At 48.8% G+C, this 26,048-nt stretch carries 20 protein-coding genes and 1 tRNA gene; 4 read left to right on the forward strand and 17 right to left on the reverse strand.

Features of this window, described 5'->3' with window-relative positions:
• Positions 1 to 153 precede the first annotated feature (153 nt).
• On the forward strand, positions 154 to 1,761 hold the full coding sequence (locus IDZ20_RS11315) for a caspase family protein (protein ID WP_245792270.1): 1,608 nt from the start codon (positions 154 to 156) through the stop codon (positions 1,759 to 1,761).
• Between the two features lie 38 nt (positions 1,762 to 1,799).
• Complete coding sequence (locus IDZ20_RS11320) at positions 1,800 to 3,362, forward strand: autotransporter outer membrane beta-barrel domain-containing protein (protein ID WP_188151540.1); 1,563 nt, start codon at positions 1,800 to 1,802, stop codon at positions 3,360 to 3,362.
• A gap of 32 nt (positions 3,363 to 3,394) precedes the next feature.
• On the opposite strand, the gene IDZ20_RS11325 is transcribed toward IDZ20_RS11320, so the two are convergent.
• A complete protein-coding gene (locus IDZ20_RS11325; protein WP_188151541.1) occupies positions 3,395 to 4,888 on the reverse strand; it encodes a serine/threonine-protein kinase in 1,494 nt (497 codons plus the stop codon).
• Positions 4,889 to 5,010: 122 nt separating this feature from the next.
• Between IDZ20_RS11325 and IDZ20_RS11330 the strand changes: the two genes are divergently transcribed.
• Positions 5,011 to 5,298: a hypothetical protein gene (locus tag IDZ20_RS11330; RefSeq protein ID WP_245792272.1), complete on the forward strand. Its 288-nt coding sequence runs from the start codon at positions 5,011 to 5,013 to the stop codon at positions 5,296 to 5,298.
• Positions 5,299 to 5,423: 125 nt separating this feature from the next.
• Here IDZ20_RS11330 and IDZ20_RS11335 read toward each other — a convergent pair whose 3' ends face one another.
• The 16 genes from IDZ20_RS11335 to IDZ20_RS11410 all read right to left on the reverse strand — a co-directional run bounded on the left by IDZ20_RS11335 (position 5,424) and on the right by IDZ20_RS11410 (position 25,383).
• Positions 5,424 to 6,308: a DMT family transporter gene (locus IDZ20_RS11335; RefSeq protein WP_188151542.1), complete on the reverse strand. Its 885-nt coding sequence runs from the start codon at positions 6,306 to 6,308 to the stop codon at positions 5,424 to 5,426.
• A gap of 34 nt (positions 6,309 to 6,342) precedes the next feature.
• Positions 6,343 to 7,605: a dienelactone hydrolase family protein gene (locus IDZ20_RS16240; RefSeq protein ID WP_223144953.1), complete on the reverse strand. Its 1,263-nt coding sequence runs from the start codon at positions 7,603 to 7,605 to the stop codon at positions 6,343 to 6,345.
• A gap of 83 nt (positions 7,606 to 7,688) precedes the next feature.
• Complete coding sequence (locus IDZ20_RS11345; protein WP_188151543.1) at positions 7,689 to 8,843, reverse strand: patatin-like phospholipase family protein; 1,155 nt, start codon at positions 8,841 to 8,843, stop codon at positions 7,689 to 7,691.
• Positions 8,844 to 8,913: 70 nt separating this feature from the next.
• Positions 8,914 to 10,548, reverse strand: coding sequence for an AMP-binding protein (locus tag IDZ20_RS11350; RefSeq protein WP_188151544.1), 1,635 nt, complete (start codon positions 10,546 to 10,548; stop codon positions 8,914 to 8,916).
• 57 nt (positions 10,549 to 10,605) lie between these two features.
• Positions 10,606 to 12,390, reverse strand: coding sequence for an acyl-CoA dehydrogenase C-terminal domain-containing protein (locus IDZ20_RS11355; protein ID WP_188151545.1), 1,785 nt, complete (start codon positions 12,388 to 12,390; stop codon positions 10,606 to 10,608).
• A 401-nt stretch (positions 12,391 to 12,791) separates the two neighbouring features.
• Positions 12,792 to 13,364: a DUF4136 domain-containing protein gene (locus IDZ20_RS11360; RefSeq protein ID WP_188151546.1), complete on the reverse strand. Its 573-nt coding sequence runs from the start codon at positions 13,362 to 13,364 to the stop codon at positions 12,792 to 12,794.
• A 10-nt stretch (positions 13,365 to 13,374) separates the two neighbouring features.
• On the reverse strand, positions 13,375 to 14,061 hold the full coding sequence (locus IDZ20_RS11365; protein ID WP_188151547.1) for a DUF4136 domain-containing protein: 687 nt from the start codon (positions 14,059 to 14,061) through the stop codon (positions 13,375 to 13,377).
• Positions 14,036 to 15,076, reverse strand: coding sequence for a helix-turn-helix domain-containing protein (locus IDZ20_RS11370; protein WP_188151548.1), 1,041 nt, complete (start codon positions 15,074 to 15,076; stop codon positions 14,036 to 14,038). Before IDZ20_RS11370 ends, IDZ20_RS11365 begins: the two co-directional genes overlap by 26 nt.
• Before the next feature lie 4 nt (positions 15,077 to 15,080).
• A complete protein-coding gene (locus IDZ20_RS11375; RefSeq protein WP_188151549.1) occupies positions 15,081 to 15,302 on the reverse strand; it encodes a hypothetical protein in 222 nt (73 codons plus the stop codon).
• 8 nt (positions 15,303 to 15,310) lie between these two features.
• A complete protein-coding gene (locus IDZ20_RS11380; RefSeq protein WP_188151550.1) occupies positions 15,311 to 16,198 on the reverse strand; it encodes an HAD family hydrolase in 888 nt (295 codons plus the stop codon).
• Positions 16,199 to 16,283: 85 nt separating this feature from the next.
• Entirely contained in the window at positions 16,284 to 16,706 is a 423-nt protein-coding gene (locus IDZ20_RS11385) for a hypothetical protein (RefSeq protein ID WP_188151551.1), read from the reverse strand.
• Between the two features lie 60 nt (positions 16,707 to 16,766).
• Positions 16,767 to 18,815, reverse strand: coding sequence for an NAD-dependent DNA ligase LigA (gene ligA / locus IDZ20_RS11390; protein ID WP_188151552.1), 2,049 nt, complete (start codon positions 18,813 to 18,815; stop codon positions 16,767 to 16,769).
• Positions 18,816 to 18,889: 74 nt separating this feature from the next.
• Positions 18,890 to 20,002: a cell division protein ZipA gene (gene zipA / locus IDZ20_RS11395; RefSeq protein ID WP_188151553.1), complete on the reverse strand. Its 1,113-nt coding sequence runs from the start codon at positions 20,000 to 20,002 to the stop codon at positions 18,890 to 18,892.
• Positions 20,003 to 20,025: 23 nt separating this feature from the next.
• Positions 20,026 to 23,529, reverse strand: coding sequence for a chromosome segregation protein SMC (smc, locus tag IDZ20_RS11400; RefSeq protein WP_188151554.1), 3,504 nt, complete (start codon positions 23,527 to 23,529; stop codon positions 20,026 to 20,028).
• Positions 23,530 to 23,586: 57 nt separating this feature from the next.
• On the reverse strand, positions 23,587 to 24,867 hold the full coding sequence (gene ccmI, locus IDZ20_RS11405) for a c-type cytochrome biogenesis protein CcmI (RefSeq protein ID WP_188151555.1): 1,281 nt from the start codon (positions 24,865 to 24,867) through the stop codon (positions 23,587 to 23,589).
• An 18-nt stretch (positions 24,868 to 24,885) separates the two neighbouring features.
• The gene (locus IDZ20_RS11410; RefSeq protein ID WP_223144954.1) at positions 24,886 to 25,383 is read right to left on the reverse strand and encodes a cytochrome c-type biogenesis protein; all 498 of its coding nucleotides are present in this window, start codon (positions 25,381 to 25,383) and stop codon (positions 24,886 to 24,888) included.
• A gap of 355 nt (positions 25,384 to 25,738) precedes the next feature.
• Here IDZ20_RS11410 and IDZ20_RS11415 point away from each other — a divergent pair.
• Positions 25,739 to 25,814 (forward strand) — tRNA-Val (locus IDZ20_RS11415).
• Positions 25,815 to 26,048: the final 234 nt, after the last annotated feature.

Raw genomic sequence — 26,048 nt, forward strand, 5'->3', positions numbered from 1 at the left:
TGCAGCATGACATGCGATATTTACCTCAATAATGCAGGACACTTCGCGCCTTAATTCATCAAGCGCGGTATATTAACGTCCAACTGTCGCCAGAACACTGCTAGCGCCAAGAATAAGAGGCTACTAGCCTAACAATAAACGGGGAGTGCTACGTTGAAATATTTTGCTCGCATACACTTGAGCTCCGCTCTACTGGGAGCCACATTCGCCCTGCTGATATCGCCACTGTCGATTGCCGCAAAAGACATGCAGGCTAAAATCGCCGAGCTTCAAGTAGTGGACTGCCTACTGCCAGGACAAACTCGCATGATCGGCGGGCGCGCCTATATAACACCGCGTCGCCCCACTAAAACCACCGCCGCCGACTGCCAGATTCGCGGCGGTGAATATGTTGCCTATGACCGTGCCGACTACAAAACCGCGCTGAATGTTTGGATCGCAGCTGCCGAGGCCGGCGATGCCACCGCACAGGTGAATGTCGGCGAGATTTTTGAACAGGGTGCCGGTGGTGAAGCCAACTACCCCGCCGCCGTGATCTGGTATAAAAAGGCCGCAGAACAAGGCAACGCGCGGGCGCAATTTAATCTTGGCACCCTCTACGAACAGGGTAAGGGCGTCGAGAAAAATCAACTAGAAGCACTCAACCTTTATCGCAAAGCCTGGGGGCTGCCAGAAGATAGCGTTATGTTTCAGTCTGCTGCCGCGACCGAAAGCGAAGCGCAACGTAAAGCCCTCGAAAAAACGATTAAGCGGAAAGATACACAGATCAAAGCGCTTAATTCACAGATTGACACGCTTGCAAAAGAGCTGAGCGCATCGGCAAACGGAACTGAGCTAAGCGACGAACTGGCATCGCTACGCGAGCTGGTAAAAGAACTGCAAGACGATAAAAAAAGCAGTGAAACCAGTATGCAAAAAATTGCCAAATACCGATCGGTCGCGACAGATCCAAAAGCAGGCCTACCGCTCACCGCTCAAAATTTATCGGCTGAAGGTATAACCTTTGGCAAATACTACGCCTTGGTTATCGCCAATCAACACTATTCACTACTCGACGATTTGATTTCGCCAATTAACGATGCACAAAAAATTGCCGACGTGCTCAGCAAAAAATACGGGTTTTCTGTACAAACCTTATTTAATGCCGACAACATAGAGATCATGCAGGCAATCAACAACCTGAATGAGAAGCTAACCGACAATGACAACCTCGTTATCTATTACGCTGGCCACGGCAACCGTATCGCCGCTGGCGACTATACCAGCGGCTACTGGTTACCCTCGAACGCAGAGCCACCACCTAAAGATACTTTCTGGGTAGCAAATGAATTTGTAACTCGCCACTTATCTCGTTTGAATGCGAAACGCGTATTGGTCATTTCCGATTCCTGCTACGCCGGATTATTATCCGATGCCCCTGGCTATTTATTCACCAGCAACAATGCCAATTTCGACTTTGATTACGTACGCTATAAATTGCCTAAAGCATCGCGACTGTTACTCTCTTCCGGCGGTGATCAACCTATTCTCGACAACGCAGGAAACGGTCAGTCAGTATTTTCTAACGCTTTATTAGCCGAGCTGGACGCCAACGATTCGGTATTATCCAGCCCTGAACTATTCTTACGTTTGCGCAATAAAGTCGCCATCGCCTCACAAAAACTTGGCCTCGACCAAACCCCAGAATTTAAAGCCATTAAAGGTGCCGGCCACGAAGTAGGCGATTTCTTTTTCGTTCCCAAAGCCATCTGGAAACAATAATTTAAAACATTTAAAAATAAACAGACGAAGCTCAAAAAATGATGACGAAACCGGCCAACAGAAAAACACTTAAACGCTGTATTAACATTATCCTACTCGCAGGTTTTGCAGGGTTCGGCAACGCCAGCTTTGCCGACCTCGCTAGCTTAGAGGCCAGCGCAAACAACGAAATTGAACGGCAAATGCTACGCGCCTTCTCAAGCCTGTATAGCAACCTGCAAGAAGTTGGCTGTCAAACACGTGCAGACCTCGATGCCGAAGGCCTAATTGTTGACGGCCAACTGATTAGCGACTTGCAAACAGATCCAAACGGCGACACCTTTTTTGCAGATGCCTTGGCGAGCTGCACCACCGAGGTCTATCAGGTATATCGCAATGCTGAAGCCTTTGCTCACACTGCAAACGCACTCTCTGGGGGCGATGGCCCAACCGACCGCAGCTTAGGTTTAACCCGCGAACAGTTTAACGATGCGCTGCGCTGGACGGCGGCGGAAGAGTTCGCCAGCCAAGGCGCTGTTGCCTCATCTTTTTCATCAACTCAAACACAAACCTTAGGTAATCGCCTAGGTGCTCTTCGCAACGGCGCAGCCGGCTTTGGCTTAAGTCTGTTCGATGGTATGGGAAGTTTTGTAACAGGACACAGTGGCGACTTCGGCGGCGGCGCTAGTGCAGATACTGGCTGGTCACCTTGGGGAGGCTTTTTAAATGCGTCTTATCTTCGTGGCGATCGAGATGGAACAGCACTGGAAGATGGCTATAAATACCGCGGCTATGAATTGAATGGCGGTGTCGATTACCGTTTAGACTACAATTGGGTGGCTGGAGTTACCGTTGCACTTCAAGAGCAAGATGTTAACTTCAACGAAGCGGAAAGCATTGTTCGCGGCGGTGTCGACTCCAGCGCTATTTCACTTACGCCATTCGCACTCTATCAAGCGGACCGCTGGTTTCTAAGTGGGTCCCTCGGTTGGCAGCAGATTAAGTTTGATAACTCGCGCAGTATTATGATTGGCACTGGCACAAGTAGTGCAATCAGTACCGTCGCCATCAGTTCCACCAATGCCGATATTATTTCACCGAGCTTTACCGCGGGCTTTACCTTCGATCGCGGTAATGGTGACGTGTTCGAACCCTACATAAGTATTGAATACCAAAACATTACTATCGATGCCTTTGAAGAAGTCGACACGAGCTCGCTTGGTTTTAATGTGGCCGTGCCTGCGCAAACATTTTCATCACTAGAAACTATAGCCGGAATAAAACTACAGCATATTTATTCCGGCAACTGGGGGATGGTAGTGCCCTATATGGATATTCAATGGCGCCACCAAGCTAAGACCGGTTCACGCGGCGTCAAAACAAACTTTAGCGCTACGTCTGTACTTGGCGAGGCGAGCGTCAATCTGCCCACCGATGAACTTGCCGAAAACTATGCTTACTTAAGCTTTGGGCTTACCAGTGTAATTCGCGGCGCCAGCCAAAAAAAACTTGGTGTAGCGGCCACGGGAGGAATTCAAGTTTTTGCTAATTTCCAGCAGGCAATGTTTTTACGCAATTACAACGAATCAATATTTTCCGCTGGGTTTAGATTTGAATTTTAATCGACTAAAAAAACAGGTTTAAAACCTGCGGCCTAAAGTTTTTGCAGTATCTCGGTTAAATCAGCATTATCTGTAAACGCCTTGTAAGTTTGTAGCTGCTTAATTTGTTCGCGCCAAAAGGCTTTTTCTGCATCTGCGGTTAAGCCTTTAGTCGCTTGTGCTACCTGAGCCACAATCGCCGCTATCGCGGTTTCCATATCCTTATTGCGCGCGTGTATCTGAAACGCTTTATCGTAGTAGAGCACCGCGCCTTGCAAATCGTTAAAACGAAGCGCTCTGTCGCCCTCATCAATCAAGTCTCTAAAGATCACCTGCGCCCCCTCCGGAAGCGTGGAAAATGCAGGGGAATCATCCATCTCAATACTGCTTAGGTAACCAAAGTTTACCGTTAGTAGTACCAGTATGGCTAAACTACCGTACACAATTCGGCGCACGGCTTTAGTCGCAAAGTGAAAACGCCGTAAGAAATGACTAGCATTCGCTATGCGCGACTCTCTTGGCAAGGCAACCGTTGCCGCTAATAAACGCTGCAGTAAAAGGTTTCGAAATCGCGGTAAATTTGGTTTGAGTTGCTGCGCATAGGCGTCACTCGCCTCTAGATCGTTATAGGGGTGTTGATTATTGAAAATCTCACAAATAATAACCCCTAGGGCATAAATATCGTCACTTGGAGCTGGCGCGACATGATTCAGCATTTCTAGGCTCGCATAACGTGGTGTTAGCGCACCCAACTCACCGGCATCAAACGAATCTGGCACTTCATCGTTCACCGCTCGGGCGATACCAAAATCCAGAATTTTCACTTTATTGTCGCGGGTAACAAAGACATTCGCCGGCTTCAAGTCGGCATGAACAAACCCTTTGCTATGCGCATAGGCTAGACCTTCGGCCATTTGCTGAACCCACTGCCACTTTTCTTTGTCTGACATTTTCAGATGCCGACCACTGCGCAGGCATTTATCTAAAGGCTCTCCTTGAAGAGCCTCCATGGTAAGAAAGACACGGTCTCCGTCGCGATCAAAGTCGTAAACCGTAACGATATTGGGGTGTGCCAGAGACTGGGTCTTACGTGCCTCTCGCTGTAAGGTAACAAAGGCTTTGGGATGACGCTGAAATCCATCGCCAAGAATTTTGATGGCCACCGAGCTATCGGTATCGCGAGCCTCTTCTTTGCGGCGATCGGTGGCGAGAAAGACGACACCCATCCCCCCTTCCCCCAGCTGTTCGCGAAGAATAAAGCGATCTTTAATGACCATGCCAGGTTGTGGCGGTAACGATGCAAGCTGACGTTGATCAATTTCGGTCGGAGCCGTAGGTTCGGCCTGCTGATGGTTGGAGACCTGGGTATGAGCGGTAGCAATTGTGATATCGCCGCCATTCCCCGGTTCAGATACCTGTGACTGTAAAGCCCGAGACGGCGCTAAGCGCGTAGCATCTGTGGCCTTAACGATAGTTGCATCTGCACTCGGCCTCTCGTTAGTATGTGAAACGCGTGGTTTTATTATGGTTTTATCGTCGTTGGACATAGCGCAGCCCCAATATATGTGTAACCCACATTCTACTGTATATGGCAGTACCGGCGGCACCCTATATCAACTATGATGTCTTTGATAAACACTAAAAGGTTGTAAGAAGGAGTTGAGTAACAATGATGAATGGCCCAAATGACGACGATTTTATACTCGAAGTACTGGTAGAGCGCCTGAATAAGCAGCGCCTGCCACACGCCCTGTCGTTGCAGAAAAAAGTCGATGACGGACATAGCTTGAATGATTTTGATATCGAGTTTTTAGACGAAGTGCTAACCGACTTACGCGAAGCAAAACCGATTTACGACCGCCATCCAGATCATCATGAGTTGTGCACAAAACTTATGAGTTTATACACAGATATTATTAATAAAGGCGCTAAAAATGCGGCTGAAACACCCGAATAAACCTAACAATCGCACATCAGCCGGCGAATGTCGTGGCCCCATAAGAATTGTCCCAGTAACCCTTAATCGTAAAATTCTAAACCTAGAAGTGACAGCGGCTTGTGCGTAATCGCCAAGCAAGGCCTTTATCTTAACTTTTCAGTTGTTGCCGGTTGAGCGCGCAGCGACTCTAAAACAGCCGCACAGATCACTAGCACACACCCCAACCATTCAATCGTAGATAGGCGTTCACCGGCCAGCAGCATGGCTGAAATAACCGCCGCAACTAATTCCATAATGATGATAATTGAAGACTGCCCTGCTTCCATTTGGGTTACTGCCCATTGCGAGCCAAGGTTAGCAAACAACAACCAAGTAACCGAATAGAGCCCCAACCAAAGCCAAGGCTCAGGCTCATATGACGAGGGAAATGACTGTACCCCGGCAAGCAGTAACAACCCAGCAATAACCGCACAACCATAAAACATTACCACCAGCTTAGTGGTAAGCGGCAGGCGCTCGACACCGCGAAACATTAAATTATTGGCCGCAAAAAATAGTCCCGACGCCAATGCCAGCAAGTCGATCCAGCCTGGTGGCGACTCAAATATTTTCAGGCCGCCGAGAATAAAAAACGCGCCCCCCAAGGCCAATACAACCCCTAAAGTGCGACGCCAATCTAGACGCTCCTCCAAGAAGAAACAGCCCCCCAGTACACCCCATACCGGCAGCAAGTAAAACAACACCATCACCCTAATCACATCGCCGTAAATCAAGGCACAGGTAAAACACAGAATGGCACTACCGCCACAAATAAAGATTCCGACTAAGGGTCGCCAATGCCGAATAAGCTTTACGCCAATTAACCCCTTTGGAGTGAACAGTAGCGCCAGTAGGCCTTGCCCCACCAAAAGTAGCGGCACAGCCTCAATACCAGACTGATTAAGGAGTCGCAATGGATACCAAGAGCAACCCCAAAGCACACTAGCGCCAAGCAGAACCATGACTGAAGGAGAAAAAAAAGCGCCCATACGTTTCAACTAGCTAGGGGAAATATTGAGCGGATCAATTAAAAACTCGCCCGAGAAAAGCCTGCATTGCCGCCCAAGAGGCTTGGTCGGCGTCGGCGTTATAGGCCAATGGTAAATTAAAATCGCGCCCAGCTTGATCAGCGGCGGGATTGGTAAATGCGTGTTTCGCATCGGGGTAATCAACAAATTCAAACTCAAAGCCACTGGCACTCATCTCAGCTTGAAAACTTTGCTTCGCGTCGTCCGGTACAAACGGGTCTGCCGCACCGTTTAAAACCAACAGTGGAACTTGGTTTGAGCGCTGCTCCACTATGGGGGCCAAACCACTCAGGCCACCGTGAAAACTGACAACGCCCTTCAAGGGCTTATCACTACGAGCCATACTGATAACCACCGCGCCGCCAAAACAATAGCCAACCGCTGCAATATTATTGGATTGGGTTGTCGGCTCCTGTTTCAGCAGATCAACTGCGGCATCAAAGCGCGCTGCGGCCACGCCAGCTTGCGAGATGGTTTCCATCATAAACGCTTGCGCTTGCTTTGGATGGGTCGCAATTTTTCCATCGCCATACATATCCAGCGCAAAAGCATTGTAGCCAAGCTCGGCGAGCATATCGGCACGTTTGCGTGCGTAGTCGTTTGCTCCCCACCATTCATGAACGACGATAACCCCAGGTCGCTTACCCTCGCCAGCAGGCTTAGCCAAGTAACCTGTCAGTGTTGTATCGCCTACTTTGTAGGTTACGACTTTGCTAGAGATTTTCGGTAAGGCGTTTATTAATTTCTCGAGCTTCTGCAAACCAGCTTCGTAATCCGCACCCACCCAGCTGTCCATCATTAGACCGCTGTAACGGCTCAACAGCCCCGTATGAACCATATCAAACGACCAGGTCACCAAGGTGCCCGCACCGCTGGGTTCCAGAGTAATGGTGCCGGTGCCGCCTGTGCTCATATTATCGAAAACCAAGCGCATGCTAACTCGGCGATCTGCTACATATTCAATGACTTCAGAGGTGCCGGAACCAACTTCAGGGACATCGCTCTGCCACTTAAGCTTTGAACCTAGGCCTCGGTTGGGGCCACTTAGGCTGCGGCTCATCTCTGGGTCGCGAGCAAGCCAAGGCGACCAGCGAGACTGGGCTTGGTGATCGGCAACAAACTCAAACGTACGCTCTGGGGTTGCGGCCACGGTGGTGCTGCGCTCAACATGGCTGTTGCTGGGTAGCAAGTAAGCGATGCCGTAGACAACCGCACCAGCAACGACAGCAATTAAGACTAAATATTTTAAAACTTTCACAGCAATCTCCCCAGACGTGATTTAGAAACCGGAATGGTATGTAGGCTAAACCGCTAGCAAGATCACTAGCGGTTAAAGTGAAATTAAGGCTTGGGCTTTTCGCCCGCAAAGAAGTCTTCAATACTGGCACGCTCCCACATTGCATCTTGGTAGCCCAGCTCGAGTAGTTCGTTACAATACTCTTTTGCAAACAACAAATAGCTAGCAGCTGCCGAGCCACCACCATGCGCGGTAGCGCCGATATTCCGCATAAAAAACCGCAAGCTTTGCGGTAGATTCCGAACCCGGCGACCAGCGATTTTATCCAAAGCCTTGCTTGGCGAAATAATAAGGGTATCAACTGGCCGCAAAAACTGTGTGCTACCGGTACGATTTGGATCGGCGTGCTTCAGCAACTCGTTGACGCGCTCCAAATGTTCAATGTCGCCCTCTAGCGAATCGATAAACGCACTATTTAACATGTGCCCTAAAATTTGTGCCATTGAGGGCGAATGTTTCGTTCGGACGACTTTCTTGCCGCGAAAACTATTCGGGCTGCGGTTGCCGCTGACACCAATAATAAAAACACGATCGGCGCCCAAGTGTAACGCCGAGCTAATCGGCGCCATCTGTCTCATCGCGCCATCTCCGAAATACTCTTGGTTCAGATGTACGGTTGGAAACACGGTTGGGATCGCAGACGACGCCATTAAATGATCAACTGTGATCTGGGTCGGCGTACCTACACGACGATAACGACGCCAACCTCGCAAACGCTGGTTACCCTGAAAGAAACTCACTGAATCGCCCGACGAATAGCCTAGCGCGGTAATACAAAGTGCGTCCAAATCACCGGCATCGATACGATGCTGAATATTATCGAACGAAATAATGCCAGACAGAAAGTCGCGCAGAGGTGAGTTATCAAGAAGCGCTAACGGCTTTTCCTTACCAATCCCCTCATTAAACAGTGAAGCAACAATCTTACTTGCACCACCAATTAACGGCAGCCATCCAGCCTTAAACACATTCTCGATTTCGAGTGTACTCCAAGTACTGGCCAAGTCTCGCACCGAAGCGCCAAACGAACCTCGGTGGGCAGCCAAGGCCGCCGCATTAATGGCCCCGGCCGAAGTACCGCAAATAATGGGAAATGGGTTGTGTAGATCGGGAAGAATATCTGATAACGCCATTAGCACCCCAACCTGGTAGGATGCGCGCGCGCCGCCACCAGATAGAATCAGTGCATTGCTGGACATGTAGTGACTTCCCCTAGAGCTAAAAGCTTAACAAGTGTTACCTGATATAAGCTAAGTCGATTTGGTTGAGCTAAGAATCGCGCAACTCTTTTCGCAGGATTTTACCCACGTTAGATTTTGGTAGAGCATCTCGAAACTCCACATACTTCGGTGCTTTGTAGCCGGTGAGATTCTGCCTGCAAAAAGCTTTGACCGCCTCTTCGGTAAGTGTAGAGTCGACCCGAACAACAAACAGCTTAACCACTTCGCCGCTGCACTCATCCGCGACCCCAACAGCTGCGGCTTCTAGAATTTCGGGCATTTGCGTAGCAATCTCTTCCACTTCATTTGGATATACATTAAAACCCGACACCAAAATCATATCTTTTTTACGATCGACAATTTTTACATATCCGTCATCGTTTATCACCGCTATATCGCCGGTTTTTAGCCAGCCATCCACCGATAAAACCTTGGCCGTTTCAACCGGGTTATTCCAGTAGCCTTGCATAACCTGTGGACCCCGCACGCATAGCTCTCCGGCTTCGCCATTGGGCAAACGATTGCCATCGTCGTCAATAACCTTAAGTTCCGTCTCCGGTACCGGCAAGCCGATAGTCCCACGCTGTATTCCACCCGCCTGATTACCACACACAACAGGTGAGGTCTCAGTTAACCCGTAGCCTTCACAAATATCATTTCCGGTAACCGCTATCCAGCTTTTTGCCGCATCTTCGGTTAATGCCATACCGCCGGAAGTGGTGAGTTTCAAGCTGCTAAAATCCATTTTCTGGAAGGCGGAGAAGCGACAAAGTGCGTTAAACAAAGTATTGATGCCGATAAAAATCGTCATGCGATGCCGTTTGATCTCCTTCACCAACGCGGCGAGATCTCTTGGATTGGGAATCAGAATATTGTGAGCACCACGCGAGAATGCCCCTAGTGCATGTAAATTTAAAGCATAAATATGGTAGAGCGGCAAACAGGCAACAAATGTTTCTTTACCTTCGTCAAACGCCGACTCCATGTGAGACACAACTTGCCAAACGTTTTCGGCTAAGTTTCGATGAGTCAGCACCGCTCCCTTGGAAACACCGGTAGTGCCGCCGGTATATTGCAATACCGCAAGGTCATAAGGAGATACATCGGCTAGCGCGACTTCGGGATAGGTGTTTGCCAAAGCATCACGCAAAGAAACGGTGTTAGGAAAACTATACGCCGGCACCATTTTTTTAAGATGCTTAACCACCGCATTGATAATCAATCGCTTAGGTTGTGGATGTAAATCGGCAATATCAGTAACGATAACGGTTTCGACCTGCGTGTCGCGAATAATTTCAGAGGCATTCGCGGCAATATTCGACAACACGACCAACGCCTTTGCCCCGCTGTCGCACAACTGATACTTAATTTCGCGCGATGTATAGAGTGGGTTTGCATTTACAACAACTAACCCCGCACGCATTGCGCCGTAAAGCACAACAGGAAATTGCAGAATGTTCGGCAGCTGTACGGCAATTCTGTCACCGGCCTGCAAACCCAAACCGTGCTGTAGATAGCGGGCGAATAACGCACTTAAACGATCGACGTCAGCAAAGGTTAGCGTGTGCCCCATACAACTGTATGCCGATAAAGCAGCGTACTTATCGAAGGTAGTCTCGATCAATTCCAGCAGTGTTTTATAGCGTGTAATCAAAGGTGAAACTCCATCGTTGTGTGGTTCCATAATAAAACCAACCCCCATGTAAAATCGGCAATGGGGGTTGAGTCGTAAAATACCGTTTTAAAACTCAGCTTCTTCCAAGTCCATCAAATTCGCAGCACCCGACTTAATACTGGGCACTAAGCCTCGAGTGCGTGGCAACAGACGCTGAAAATAGAAACGCGCCATTTTAATTTTACTTTGATAAAACGACTTGTCCTCAGCCTCGGCCTGCATGGCCACGGCGGCGGCACGCGCCCAGAAATAAGCCAGCGTAACGTAGCCAGAGTACATCAAATAATCTACTGATGCCGCGCCCACTTCGTCGGGATTCTCCATCGCCATTAAACCAATATGCATGGTTAGCTCCCCCCACTCTTTATTGAGCTCTACTAGCGGCTGGGTGAATTCATTCATTTCGGTATTCTCGGCTTCAGCTTGGCAAAATTTATGAACAATTTTTGTAAAGCGTTTGAGCGATTCCCCTTGAGTCATCAGCACTTTGCGTCCGAGTAAATCTAGCGCTTGGATACCGGTCGTACCTTCATACAGCGTTGAGATGCGACAATCGCGCACATTTTGTTCCATACCCCACTCGGCGATATAACCGTGACCACCAAAACACTGCATACCCAAGTTAGCCGACTCGAACGCGGTCTCGGTGCAAAAAGCCTTGGCGATAGGCGTTAGAAATGCGAGCAATTCTGACGTTTCATTTCTCACCGCTTCATCTTCGCTATGGTGCTCAACGTCGACTAACAACGACGCATAATAAATGAGCATTCTCGCTCCTTCCGCAAAGGCACGCTGAGTCATCAGCATACGCCGAACATCTGGATGAACAATAATAGGGTCTGCAGGGCCGTTAGGGTTTTTCGAGCCCGATAACGAGCGCATTTGAAGCCGGTCTTTAGCGTAGGCTAATGATTTTTGATAACCAAGTTCGGCGTGAGCCAAGCCCTGAGTTGCGGTACCAAGACGGGCGGTATTCATAAAAGTAAACATGCAATTAAGGCCGCGATTAGCGGGGCCTATTAAATAGCCTGTGGCGCCATCGAAGTTCATTACGCAGGTAGCATTCCCGTGAATGCCCATTTTATGCTCGAGTGAACCGCAACTAACGTTATTGCGCTCACCGATATTGCCGTCGGTATCAGGTAAAAATTTCGGCACAATAAATAACGAAATGCCTTTTGTTCCCTCGGGAGCATCAGGTAATCGCGCCAGCACGATATGCACGATATTTTCGGCCATATCGTGTTCACCCGCCGAGATAAAAATTTTGGTGCCGCTCAGCTTATAGCTGCCGTCTGCTGCTGGATCAGCCTTGGTGCGCAACATCCCGAGGTCAGTCCCGCAATGCGCTTCGGTCAAACACATGGTTCCAGTCCAAACACCTTCAACCAATTTGGTTAAATAGGTTTGTTTTTGTTCGTCTGTACCGTGCTGATCTAAGGTTTTCATGGCGCCGTGTGACAAGCCTGGGTACATTCCCCACGCCCAGTTCGCACTACCTAGCATCTCGCTCATCACCGAGCCAAGCGATTCCGGCAGTCCTTGTCCACCAAATTCTGGGTCGTGGGACATCGACGCCCAACCGGCCTCCACATATTGGTCGTAAGCCTCTTTAAAGCCAGTAGGCGTGGTAACCACACCATCATCCCAGCTGCAGCCTTCACGGTCACCAACAGCGTTTAGAGGTGCTATCACCTTCTCACAAAACTTCGCACCTTCTTCTAGCACGGCATTCACCAGTTCTGGACCAGCTTCGTCACCACCAGGCAGAGACTCGCAGTGACGCTGGTAATCGAACATCTCGTAAAGCACAAACTGAATATCGCGCAATGGCACTTTGTAATCTGACATAACCTCTTATCTCCTTTAGGCGCACTGAGCGCTGGGTTATCCGTTATACAAACAGTCTAGCAGGCGATTAACGTTATTTCTGTTGCGCACTACTAGATTGAATACAACGAGATAAACCTAGTTTGACCTTGTGGCCAGAGGAAGCAATTTCAAATTCGCTCAGTTTAAGTGGCATGATTTGACTACAAATATCGGCCAAACCAACACCGGTTATAACAAAAAGGCAAGAAAAAAAAGGAAATCCAGCCAGATTCAAGCAAAAAGACATAACAACAAAGAATACCGAGCTTCGGTCCTACCCCCTTAACCAGTACACCTAGCTGGCTATAAGGTAAGCTAAATAAGACCTGTTTCGCGTTATATTTTTATGATTCACAAAACAGGCGTACTAGACCTAACATTTATTGTCGATTGGGTGGGAACCCCTCTAACAATCGTTTGATTAGTTTTTCTGCGCGCTGATCTCGCTTTTGTGGAGTTGCCGTATCGCTGATTTTTCCACCCACGGTTCCGCGCCAAAAAACCTCATTGGTTGCGCCATCCAGCATGTCCACAATAATAGTGCCCTGCTGATAATAGGTATTGTGAATATCGGGTGTATTAATACCTACCCGATAAACAGGGCCAGCCCAATGCAAACCAAACATCGTGTCGTAAGATTCAACGCGCATCCGCTCATCTACCACCAAATAGAAACGCACTTTAAAATCTGCCGAAGTTTCGAGATTGTTGCTCTCTACCGCCGTATAACGCTGCTGTAATTGCTTATTTAAAATACTACCGATGCGGGCAACTTCCAATTTGGACACGCGTGGGTCTTGGAAGGTTTTTTCATCCACCGGCAAAATTGTAAAAGATTTCAAACTCTCAAACGCATAGTCAGAACGATAATCGATACCTTTGGGAGGCGAGGCGCAACCCACCAAAAAACTAACCAACAAGGCTAGCGAAATGCTAGCGAGAGAATTACCCATACCGTACACCTTATATCTCAACGTGCTTCATTAGTGACGCAACCACTGCATTAATTTCAGCTTTGCGAATAAGTTTTGATTCCTGAGGATCAACCGCGCCTTCGACAACTGCACGCCAGATACTAATCCCACGTGCCAAGTCAATAATCGCAACCATAATACTGCCTTCCGCAATTCCCTGATATTCATTTAACCCAGGCATAATGCCAAACCAAGATTCGCGTAGAAACACCTGCTGGGGTGAATTTCCGGTCGCGACAACAAGCTGAAAGCGAGTAAGACGTTTTGTCTCGCCATCAATTATAGATAAGCCCTTAGCTCGCAATTGACCATCGACAGCATCTTTGACCGCATCGAGAAACCATTGTTCATCTTCATCCGGGCCGGGGAAACGCGTATCAGGGTGGTGCCAGCTTATCAACGTGGACGGCGAAATTACGCCCTTGGTATAACCTACCATAACGGTGGCATGACGATGCTGTTCGGCGTAGGTCTGAATCGCACGCTGTTGCTCTGAAAGCGTGGGAGATGAATTTGGAGAGGCGCAACCCAGACCAAAACCCATGGTTGCAATAGTAATAAGGCGACAGGCTTGTGTGAGTCGGCAAGATTTTAGCGTTCGCATTACGGGCAACGCCAAAGCCGAAACAATACTCGTCAGCCGCTTGACGTTAAAGCTTACATAAAGCTGTTGCACGATATTCTCCTGGTGTTTGTCCCGTCCATTTTTTAAAGGATCTAAAAAATGCACTAGGGTCATCGAAACCGAGTTTTTCGGCAATGTCGTTATTATGGAAATCCGTACAACTTAAAAAATGAAAAGCAGCCTCCATACGACACTCATCCTTTAACCGTTGATAGGACGTAGATTCCTTTGCCAACTGCCGGCGCAATGTTGTCGCCGACATATGTAACTGCGAAGCCAAAAGTTCAGCCGACGGCATAGCTTTGCTGACATCACGTTTGAGGATATTACGCACGCGATCCGAGAAACGCAATTTCATCATATCCTCTGTCACCAGGTGATAAGGCGCAGTGCGTAGCATTGCCAGCATCGACTCCTGATCTTGCACAATAGGCAAACTCAGATTCGACGCCTCGATGCTAAAACCGTTGTGATCGCAATCAAACTTCACTGTATCAGAATTAATGGCAACCATCGGCTCACCCATTCGCGAGCGCGGGTAACACAAACGTATCTCGGTAATAGGGATAGTTTTATTGACCAACCACTCGGCAAACTTTAACCAGGTAATAATGGAGGTGAGAATATGGCTTGGGTCCGCCTCTTCAAGCAGTGCGGCAAATTCATCGCTGCTAATAAAACTGACCGGCATCATTCTAAAATGAACCATGTCACCCTCTGGAGACATGGTGTACTTCACCTTCATGCCTCGACAAATTTCTGCGAATTCACCCGCTCGTCGAACCGCCTGCTCGAGAGTTTGGCAGTGCAACATGGTTAAACACATCATTCGGAATGACCCGAGCGGAACACTACCGCCAACGAAGATACCAAACCATTCATTTTCAGTTGCTTGAATAATGGCTTGATAAAGTTCACCATACCTAGCCGCCGATATCGACTCTTGTTGTGACAGCCATTCAAGCGTTAAATCTAAGTTACCCAATAAAGCAGCTACATCACAACCGGCTTTGCCTGCCTGTTCAAGCAAGTGCAATACGGTTCGTGTAGGGATATAGGAATCCATCAACTTAGCGGTCGTCGCCGCGAGAAAGTAGCCAGCGCAGCAACAACGCCAACGGTGCTGTTATCAAAAAAACAACGACTAAAAATGCTAGGCATATCCAGAATATTTCGATGATTTTTTCGACTGGATAACCAAAACGCGTAACCAACATCCATAGAGCTGCAACGCAAGCGAGGAGGCTTACAATCATGTTATAGCGTTTACTGATTTTGAATTTAAACTTCACAACAACCTCTAGTTTCGAGCGCTAAGTAAACGCTGTAGCGCGTAGGCGACGCCATCTTCCCAGACAGGTTTGGTCACATAGTCTGCACTGGCTTTTACACTTTCCAAAGCATTCCCCATGGCAATACCAATTCCAGCCATCTGCAAAAATTCAACATCAGATTGCGCGTCACCAAACGCTATAACGTTGCAAGCCTCTAGATTATAGCGCTGTAAAAACCAATTAAATGCGTTGCGCTTGGTTGCCGATGCAGAAATGATATTGGCAAAACGCCAACTGGGTTGTTCCGCAATACCCGCTGTCGCAAAAATTAAATTTGGAAACTGCAACTGTAGCTGAGCTAAAAACTCTGGCATTTCGTCACTATCCACTGCGACCAGAAACTTGGTCACAGGTTCAACACCAATAATCTCATCAAACCTGCGTAGCTTTGGCCCTACCCGCATATGCTTGGCATGAGTGGCCGCAATGTTAAGCGCCGAGGCACTAAAGCCTGCATCTGGGTCAATAAAATAATCGGCCCCTGCATAGGCCTCATAATAAACGCCACTTTTGTGAACACTTTGCCAAAGCTGCATCGCTACATCTGCATCAAGCTCGGCGTTATAACACAATGACTGGTTCTGGAAATCAAAAATAGTTGCGCCCGTATTAACCACCCCTGGGGCGGTCATAGCAAATTCACGAGCAACAAATTCCGCAGCGTAGTGCGGCCGCCCGGAGGCAATAGCGGTATACACGCCGGACGCCCCCAAGCGTCGTACCGCGTCGGCGGTCGCCGCCGTATAGCCGCCATCTTTACCTAACAAGGTTCCATCAATATCGAAAAAGGCCAAACGGATATCGGCCTTAGGCAAGTTCGAATCGGCAATACTTTCGAGTAAAACGCCACTCATAAGTCTTAATCCTATCGCGGCTATATATAAACCGCTTTTTGCGCACTTTTTCGGCGAGGATACCCGCCAGCACGACTAACTTATATTATAAAAAGCTATTTTCCTGAGTCCACTCACAGCGCACGTAGGAAATTCCAGCGCCAGGACTATGCCCATCTAAGGTAGATTCCCAAGTAAAGGTGTGAGTTCCCATTAGCTCTGTCTCGAGATGCACAACAGCGGAAATCCAATACATATTATTTAACAGGTCTTCAAACTTTTTAACCCAAAGACCCCACTCGTATTCAACCGCTTTATACGAGGCGCCAAAATGCATAACTTCAGTTTGATAGTTGTCGAGGCCCAACTCGGACTTGGGGATTGCAAACATATCCTGACTTAAATAGGGCCACTCATCCGCCTTTGGTAACGTTAGCAGGGCCTTCCGGTTTGCCTGCCGGCGTATCATGTCATGTTGCATATGACTGATATCTTTAATACAACCATACACGATCGATTCCTGATCCATAGCCTACTCTTAATAAAAATAAAAACTCGTTTCCAGCTCGCGCCAGCCCCGTGTAAACGTCTAATTTAATTCGGCCAGAAACTGGATAAACTCAGCTTCGTCCATCACTTTAAGATTTAATTGTTCCGCTTTTACCAACTTTGAGCCCGCACCGGGGCCAGCAACCACACAATCTGTTTTGGCAGAAACACTGCCGCTAACCTTGGCCCCTAAGGCCAACAGTTTTTCCTTCGCTTGATCTCGAGTTAACACCTCCAAGCTACCGGTTAAGACAAATGTCTGCCCGCTTAATGGTAAGGCTTGAATCTCGTCCTGCTGTTGTTTCGGTTCTTGCTCCGGCCAGTTAACCCCTGCCGCTTGCAACGCCGTAATCGCGGCGCGATTGCGCGCCTGCTGAAAAAACTCAACAACATATCGAGCGACTACAGGGCCGACGTCCGGCACCGCTTGCAGGTCAATATCACTGGCCTCGGCAATGCGCGCGATACTGCCAAAGTGCAATGCCAGTGCCCGCGCAGTCGCTTCCCCTACTTCGCGAACCCCTAAGCTGTATAGGAATCGCGGCAGCGTTGTTGTTTTACTTTGCTCTAAGGCTGCAACTAAATTCGCCGCCGATTTTGGCCCCATGCGTTCTAAACCGGTTAAAACCTCTGTCGATAGCTGATACAGATCGGCAACCTCGTGGACTAATTCTTGGTCGACCAATTGTTCTACTAGCTTGTCACCCAAGCCATCCACATCAAGTGCTTTACGGCTGACAAAATGTTTGATCGCTTCTTTACGTTGAGCGCCACAAATTAATCCGCCGCTACAGCGCACCGCCGCTTCCCCCTCAACCCGCTCGACTGGCGAACTGCAAATGGGACAAAGTTCAGGAAATTCAATTGACACTGAATCTTTCGGTCGCTTACTGGCAACCACCGCCACCACCTGAGGAATTACATCGCCAGCGCGACGGATAATGACTGTATCACCAATCCTTACACCCAAGCGTTCGATTTCGTCGCGATTATGCAAGGTCGCATTCGAAACTGTAACACCGCCAACGAATACCGGTTCCAAACGCGCAACGGGTGTAATAGCACCGGTACGGCCAACCTGAAACTCCACATCGTTTATTCGTGTCATTTCCTCTTGTGCCGGAAACTTATGGGCAATCGCCCAACGCGGCGCACGCGACACAAAACCCAACTGTTGTTGTAGCTCAAGACTGTTTACTTTAAAGACAATACCATCAATATCGTAAGCCAGTGCGGGACGTCGCTTTTGCATCATTTGAAAATAATCCAGGCAGGCAGCAACTCCGGTCACTACCCGTCGCTCATCGCTAACGACAAAACCCCAGTCGCCCAGCAGTTGCAAAATTCCACTGTGCGTTTCAGGTAATTCGCCCTCGACATAACCCACGCTGTAGGCGCACATCACCAGCGGGCGGCTCGCCGTTATGGATGGATCTAATTGTCGTAAACTGCCTGCCGCTGCATTACGCGGATTCACAAAGGTTTTTTCACCCCGTTCGGCGGCGCGCAAGTTTAGCTTTGCAAAACCACTTTTGGGCATAAAAATTTCGCCGCGAACCTCGAGTACCGCCGGAACGCTAGCGTTATTTAAGTGCAGGGGAATAGAGCCAATGGTACGTACATTTAAAGTGATATCTTCACCACTGCTGCCATCACCACGGGTCGCACCGCGGATTAATTCGCCATTGCGATAAAGCAAGCTAACCGCAATGCCATCAAACTTTGGCTCACAAGCGAATTCAATATCATCGCTGATTTTTAAACGATCTCTAATGCGCTTTTCAAAGCCGAGCATATCCGCTTCACTGAAGGCGTTATCCAGCGACAACATCGGCATCTCATGGGTAACGGAGGAGAATTCAGATAGGGTTTCTGCACCAACGCGCTGAGTGGGTGACGATGCTGTTTTTAGCGTTGGGTAATCGCGCTCGAGCGTTTGTAGCTCGCGAAACAAACGATCGTATTCGGCGTCCGGAATTTCTGGCTGGTCGAGTAGGTAGTACAGTTTGCTGTGATGATTGAGCTGCTGAACCAGCTCCGCACAGCGCGCTACGGCTTCCGCAGGCGCGCCTTGGCTAGTTTGACTCATGGACATATCTCGTTAGTAGCTGCACACACATTGCGTGCAAATTAAAACGTTTTCACCTTGATGTGGATAGCGAACTAAGCCCGCGCCAGGCGTTGCTTACGTTCAAATTCGACAACGCGCTGTCGACCGTGCTCAATAGTTTGCAGGGTCATAACGCTGCGATTCTCGTCTTTTAGGTCGCCACCAAGTGCCGCGGCTAGAGCCTTAGCCGTGCTCGCCATATTATCGTAGGCTTGAATACTTAAACCCTCTGGAACACCACCATTTTCATCGATAGCCGCCAGAGGCAAACTTAAAAATATACTTACGCCCGGCGTTTCAAAATCTTTCATTGCGGCGAGATTAAACGTGCCCGGCACCACCATATTGGCGAGACTAAATAAGATCGGGCCATCACCATCATCATTGAGATGACGATGAAAAATATCCATTGCGCCCAACTTCATACCTTGCGCGACTAACACTTCAAGCAGATCCTCGCCAGCAAAACGCACTCCATTTGGCGCCATCACATTAATGATTAACACCTCCTCAGGATCGACTAAGGGCTTGCCATCGGACTCGAGATCATCACCCGAGTCTAGATTAGTTGATTGCGATTTAACGGCGGTCGTTTTACGTTCTCGCTCAATTTTTTCTTCATTTTCGACTTTTTTGACAGCCGCAGTAAAACCATCTTCGGCACTTGAAACCGGCTTCTCGGGTACAGTATCGAACTCGTTCAAACTATCGAGGTCACCAAGGGATGGTTCTTTATGATCACTTGCATCAGCAAACACATCGACCTCGGCGCTATCGGACTGGGAGTGACGCTTTTCTATTTCTACATTATCGTCGTCTGCTTTTTCTTCGACAGAATCCATTAACATCGGTACGTGCTCATCGAGATTGAGCGTTACCTGCTCCGGAATTTTATTTGGAGCGCCAGCAGTAATTTTTTTCTGCTCCGATTTATACCGAAGTTGCTGGGTTAAATTTACGGCTTCGTCACGAGGGCGATGACCAACAACGCGAGCCCCGCCGCTCGGGAACTCGCTATCGCTAACACGCAGCCCTTCACGATCGGCTTTTTCCGCATTTTTAGAAAGTTTTAAACTTTCGCGGCGCGCCTGCCGTACGCGTCGTATCGCATCCAAAATGATGCCAACGATTAATAAAACGATGATGACGGTTAACCAATCCCGCATTTGGATTCAATTCCTCAAAAAAATTAACTGGCAGCCAATTCGGCAGCTTCTTCTACGTCTACCGTCACCATGCGTGACACACCGGGCTCATGCATGGTAACCCCCATTAACTGATGTGCCATTTCCATCGCAATCTTATTGTGCGTAATGTAAATAAACTGCACCTGCGAGGACATTTCTTCAACCATGCGAGCATAGCGACCGACGTTGGCGTCATCTAGTGGCGCATCAACTTCGTCAAGCATACAGAATGGCGCGGGATTCAAACGAAAAATCGAAAATACCAAGGCAATCGCCGTTAGCGCTTTTTCACCACCTGAGAGCAGGTGAATAGTACTGTTCTTTTTCCCCGGAGGTCGCGCCATAATAGCGATACCCGTATCGAGCATATCTTCACCGGTAAGCTCCAAATACGCATGACCACCGCCAAACACTTTTGGAAACAACTCCTGCAAACCCGTGTTAATTTGATCGAAGGTTTCTTTAAATCGGGTGCGGGTCTCTCGATCGATTTTCTTAATCGCATTTTCGAGTGTTTCCAGCGCATCGCGCAAATCTTTATCCTGCGCATCGAGATAATTTTTACGCTCGGACTCGGTTTTGTACTCGTCGATCGCAGCGAGGTTAATTGCGCCCAAACGCGAAATACGATTACCGACCTTTTCTAAACCTTCTTCAAGCACCGACTCTTCTAGAGTTGGGTCTAACTCTGCCAATAAAATATCAATATTGAGGTCTTGCTCGGCTAACTGCTGCTTTAAGCCTTCACGTCGCGTATCAATCGCTTGCGCATCCAAACGGGCCGACTCTAGGCTTGCTCTTAGCGTTCCAATAGACGACTCTACTTGATGGCGTTGCTTCTCTGCCTCGCGCAGTGCGGTCTCCACGGTTTCAACGCTGCGTCGCGCTTCACTCAACTGTTTTTCTACCGTAATGCGTTTTTCTAACAGCGCTTCTAACTCCATCTTATTTTCTTCGATGGGCTCGCGATTATCTTCTAATGACGCGCGCAAGTTTTCACGGCGCTCCTGCATACGCGACATTTGATCTTGCAAGCGCTGTATGCCCTGCTTAATTGCATCAAGCTGGGTTTTTAACGACTGTGAACGCATCGCCAATTCGTGGGCACGGTCTTTATCGTGACGCGCTTTCTGACGAGCGCCATCCAAACGACTACGCATTTCGTCGCGACGGCTCAACAGTTTTTCGCGCTCGTCGGTATCCGTTTCCATTGCGGTAATAGCGTCTTGCAATAACGTGCGCGCATTCACCAAGTTTTCGCTCTCCGCCGACATCTGGGTACGAGCATCCGCGATATCGCGTTCAGCACGTTGACGACCTTCGAGAACCTGCTCTACTTTTGCTTTTCGCGAACTAAGTTCTGAGCGTTTTTCACTGTGCTTACGCGACAGCTCACCGGCTTCTCGGCGTTTATTTTCGCGCTCAGTTTCAGCGTCGGACAATTCCATTTTGGTATTTTCGAAACTTTCGCTAAGCAGCTCTACGCGCTCTTCCAGTGTTTCGATTTTTTCTTGAAGAAGTTCCAATTCCTGCTTGCGCGCGATTACACCAGCATTAGCATCGTCGTCTTTTACAAGTTTTAACCAGTTGCGCCCCAACCAAATTCCGTCGCGAGTAACTAGTGACTGCCCAGCGTCCAAACTCGAACGGCTCTGCAGCGCCGTACTCAAATCGTCAACCACCAACACGCCTTGCAACTGACTACTAAGGTCAATTGGCGACTGGACTTTACTTAGCAGCGTCGTCGTTACTGCACTTTTATGAGCGGTGTCAGCCTTCGCAAACAGCGTGACTTCACCAGCGTCGAGCTGCCCTATCGCATTGCTCAACTGCTCGAGTGTTTGGTCGGCACAAACGGCTTGTAGGCTTTTACCCAGTACCGCCTCAACCGCTTTCTCCCAGCCCTGATCAACCGTGAGCATTTCGGCCAAGCGTGGGAAGTTGTGAAGCCCTTGGCTTTCCAGCCAGTCACCCATTTTACCGCCCTGCCCCAATGCGGCTTGCTGCAAAGCTTCTAGGGACGCAAAACGACCGCGCGAAGACTGCAATTCACTTCGCAGTTGATCGCGCTCTTCATTAATTTGGTGCTGCTTCTCGCGCAGTTGATTAACCGACTCGGTTAAGGATTCTACCGCGATACTTTTTTCTTCTGCGCTTAACTCTAAGCTTGCAACCTCTTCATCCAGCTCGGCGATTTCGTCTTTGACATCACCGATGACCAAACCGTCACGCTCTGCTTCAAGCTTGGTAATACGTTCCAGCAATCGCGACTGAACCTGTTCGAGGTATTTGATCCGCGACTGCTGTACTTCTGCTTGCTGGCGCGGCTCCGCTGCACGCTGGTTAAATTGATCCCAGTCCTGCTGCCAATGATGCATGCCGTCTTCGGCTTCCAACAACACCGAACCGGATTCTTCTTCAGCGTCTTTAACCATCTCTAAGTCGGGCTGAATTTCCAGTAGCTCTGCTTCCCAGCCCTCGGCTTTTCCTTGGTCAATGGCCAGATGCTCTTCCGCCTCAGCGCAATCGCGCTCGGTTTGCTCCAAGTCTATTTTTAACTGACGCTCGCGCTCTTCGGCGTGCTGAATACCTTGTTCGATACGGGTAATATCGGAGCCTACGGAGTAGTAACGACCTTGAACTTCGTTAAAGACATCACCCATTTCGGTAAAGAGTGTGCGATGCTTTTCAATTTCTGAGTCGTGGTGAACCTGATCAGTAACCTCGGATTCAACGCGCAGTTCTAACTTGGTAATTGCCAGATGTTTTTCGTCAGATTTCGCCTGCAATAATTGATAACGCAAGGCTTGTAGCTGCGCTTTTAGCTCACGCTCTTCTTTTTTGAATTCGGTATATTTTTCGGCCGCCTGAGCTTGTCGTTCTAAGCGAGAGATCTGGCGCTCGAGTTCTTCGCGAATATCGGTTAGGCGCTCAAGGTTTTCAAACGTCCTGCGCATACGATTTTCGGTATCGCGACGACGCTCTTTGTATTTAGAAATCCCAGCGGCTTCCTCGATGTATACCCGCAATTCTTCTGGCTTTGCTTCGATTAAGCGGGAAATCATCCCCTGCTCGATAATCGCATAGCTGCGCGGCCCCAATCCGGTACCAAGGAAAATATCGGTAATATCCCGACGGCGACACTTATTGCCATTCAAATAATAGAAGGTCTGACTTTCACGGGTTACTTTACGCTTAATAGAAATTTCTGAATAACCAGCGAACTCCCCAACGACGGTGCCATCACTATTATCGAACACCAGTTCAATAGAGGCTTGACCGACGGGTTTACGCCCACCCGAACCATTAAAAATAACATCTGTCATGGATTCGCCACGCAAATTTTTGGCGGACGATTCACCCATCACCCAACGCACTGCATCGATGATATTTGATTTACCACAGCCGTTCGGCCCCACAACCGCACAGAGGTTACTGGGGAAATTGACGGTGGTTGGGTCTACAAATGATTTAAAACCCGCTAACTTAATACACTTAAGACGCATAAATCCTATTTACCAAAAAACACTTATCCAAAAGAAAACCGCCACTTCAAAACAGTATTAGGGAATTTGTTCGCTGATTTTCAACGACAGAGTTCCCGGCTTATCTGCCAGAATTACCGGGCCAATGCTGGCCTGCCAGTCACCCGACTCGGGAATGGCGCTACCTGAGATTGCGATTCGTGCAACCACTTCAATTTGCGGGAAACTTTTCAGGTCCATTCCAGGAGCCATCGACATAGTTTCATCGAGTACAATTTTTACCGGCAAGTCGGCCACGGTTAATTTACGAATGGCCAAAGGCATTTTCGGCCCCTGCCACGCACGTGCATACACAAACACCAAATCTTCCGGCTTAGCGTTTACGATGGAATCATCAAAACTTACCGCGACACTAACGCTAACCTTCGGCGCCTCAGCTTTAGACTTGGTTGATTTCGCAGTTTTCGCACTGCTAACACCAGACTTCTCCATCGCCATTTGCGCCCGCAAAATACCACCGGTTAACGCCTGTGAAGCCGATGATTTCGGATCTAACTGCGATACCGCTAACGACCAGTGGTCAATAGCCGATTGGTAGGCCCCGGACTGGAACGCTTCGATACCGGCTAATCCCAGCGCCGTGGGCATGTTAGGGTTAAGCTGTAACGCCATTTGAGTATTACGGCTCACTTCTGGAGTGACGGTATTACCTGCAGCTAAGTAGAGGGCTTGCGCTAGCTCGGCCATCACTTGTGGGGCGTTAGGCTCAAGCTCTAAAACTCGACGCAAAGCACGCACAGCTTCGTGATATTCACCTAGATCCGACGCTACTGTTGCTAGTAGATACCAATTCTGAGCATTCCCCGGGCGATCGCTTACACGCTCCTGCAGCTTGCGGATCAAATTCTCTGTCGCTGCTAGCTGTGCTTTTGGCTCGTCCAACTGAACTCGCTCGCGAGCAAGCTTGTATATCGACCAATCGGGACCGGCACCCAGCATTTGATACATAATCAACGCGACAATAGGCAAGGCAACAACCAAACCTATAACAGGAAAGCGACTGCGAATACTCGACACGACTGGTCGTTCAGGCAGTGTATTTGCCGCGGAATCCGCTGTCATAGTTCGCTCTAGGTCACGGCGCAGGTTCGCTAGCTCTTTACTATCGATTTCTCCCCGCACATGCGTGGCTTCCAGCTCTTTGAGGTGTTCCTCATAAAGTGTTTCGTTGGCTTCCCCCTGAACATCGCTCAGTAGCGATTGTTTTTGATTGCGCTTTACAACCAAAACCGGCCATAAAATAAACAGCGCAGCCAAAGCACATAAGACAAGAAAACCCTGCCAGAATGGAATATCCACACAACCCCCTGAGGTTTTTTATTTATTGTTCTGATTCTTTTGTTTGTCGTTGCTGAAGTCATCTGCGCTAAGCGCATTGGGTTCTTCATGGTTTTCTTCAGCTGCGCCTGTAGCACTATCGTAGTCATCAACTTGCTTACGCTTGCCCAGTAAAATCAACAGGTAAACTAACAAACCTATTGCCAACATCCCAACCGGCCCCCACCACAGCACTAGCGTATTGCTTTGCAGCGGTGGACGATAAAGAACGAAATCACCGTAACGATCAACCATAAACGCTTTGATATCATTATCCGAACCGCCCTCTTTAACCAGACGAGCAACCTCGCGGCGCAAGTCTATGGCGATTTGTGAATTTGAATCAGCCAAATTCTGATTCTGGCACTTAGGACAACGTAGCTCATCGATCAAATGGTGAAAACGTAAGCGGGTGGGTTCATCCTTAAATTGGACAGCATCGATAGCGTCACTTTGCACCTGTGCAGCCAGTAGCAGCATCATGACGCCAACGGCCAAAGAAAACTTGCTGCGCAGGTCTAGGACTGTACCGGAAAAAAGTGTCGCTAGCCGAGTTAACTGCCTACATGTGCGACTTAGTCGGCCATGACGGGGCTCAACAACCACGCACCCAAGGTATTGACAGCTAACAGTGTCAACCGTTTTGCTATTTGTCGCGATATTCAAGCAAGTGCCCACATCTACCCCCCAGTTTCATAAGCCGGGCATTATAGCAGTGCGACAGAGCCGAGATACAGAATGACATCACCTTTGTTTGCACACCGTTCTCTATGTGGCCTGCCTTGAGCCAAATATTTGCATTTAGAGGACTTGACCGCCAAGCGAATATCATTACAATACGCGCAGCTTCAGCGGGTGGTTAGCTCAGTTGGTAGAGCGGCGCCCTTACAAGGCGTAGGTCACAGGTTCGACCCCTGTACCACCCACCATTTCCTGACAGTGCCTGTAAATTGATCGACTCGATCACTTATAACGCAAGGTTTACGGGATTTGGGGAAAGAAGCTTAAACAAGACAAATGATTTACAGTTTTTTGTCGAAAATGCTTGAAGTTCACTGGGTTTTGCATACAATCCCCAGCCTTGCACAAGCAAGCTACCGTGGCCCGGTAGTTCAGTTGGTTAGAATGCCGGCCTGTCACGCCGGAGGTCGAGGGTTCAAGTC

The organism is Teredinibacter waterburyi (assembly GCF_001922985.1).
Lineage (GTDB): Bacteria > Pseudomonadota > Gammaproteobacteria > Pseudomonadales > Cellvibrionaceae > Teredinibacter > Teredinibacter waterburyi.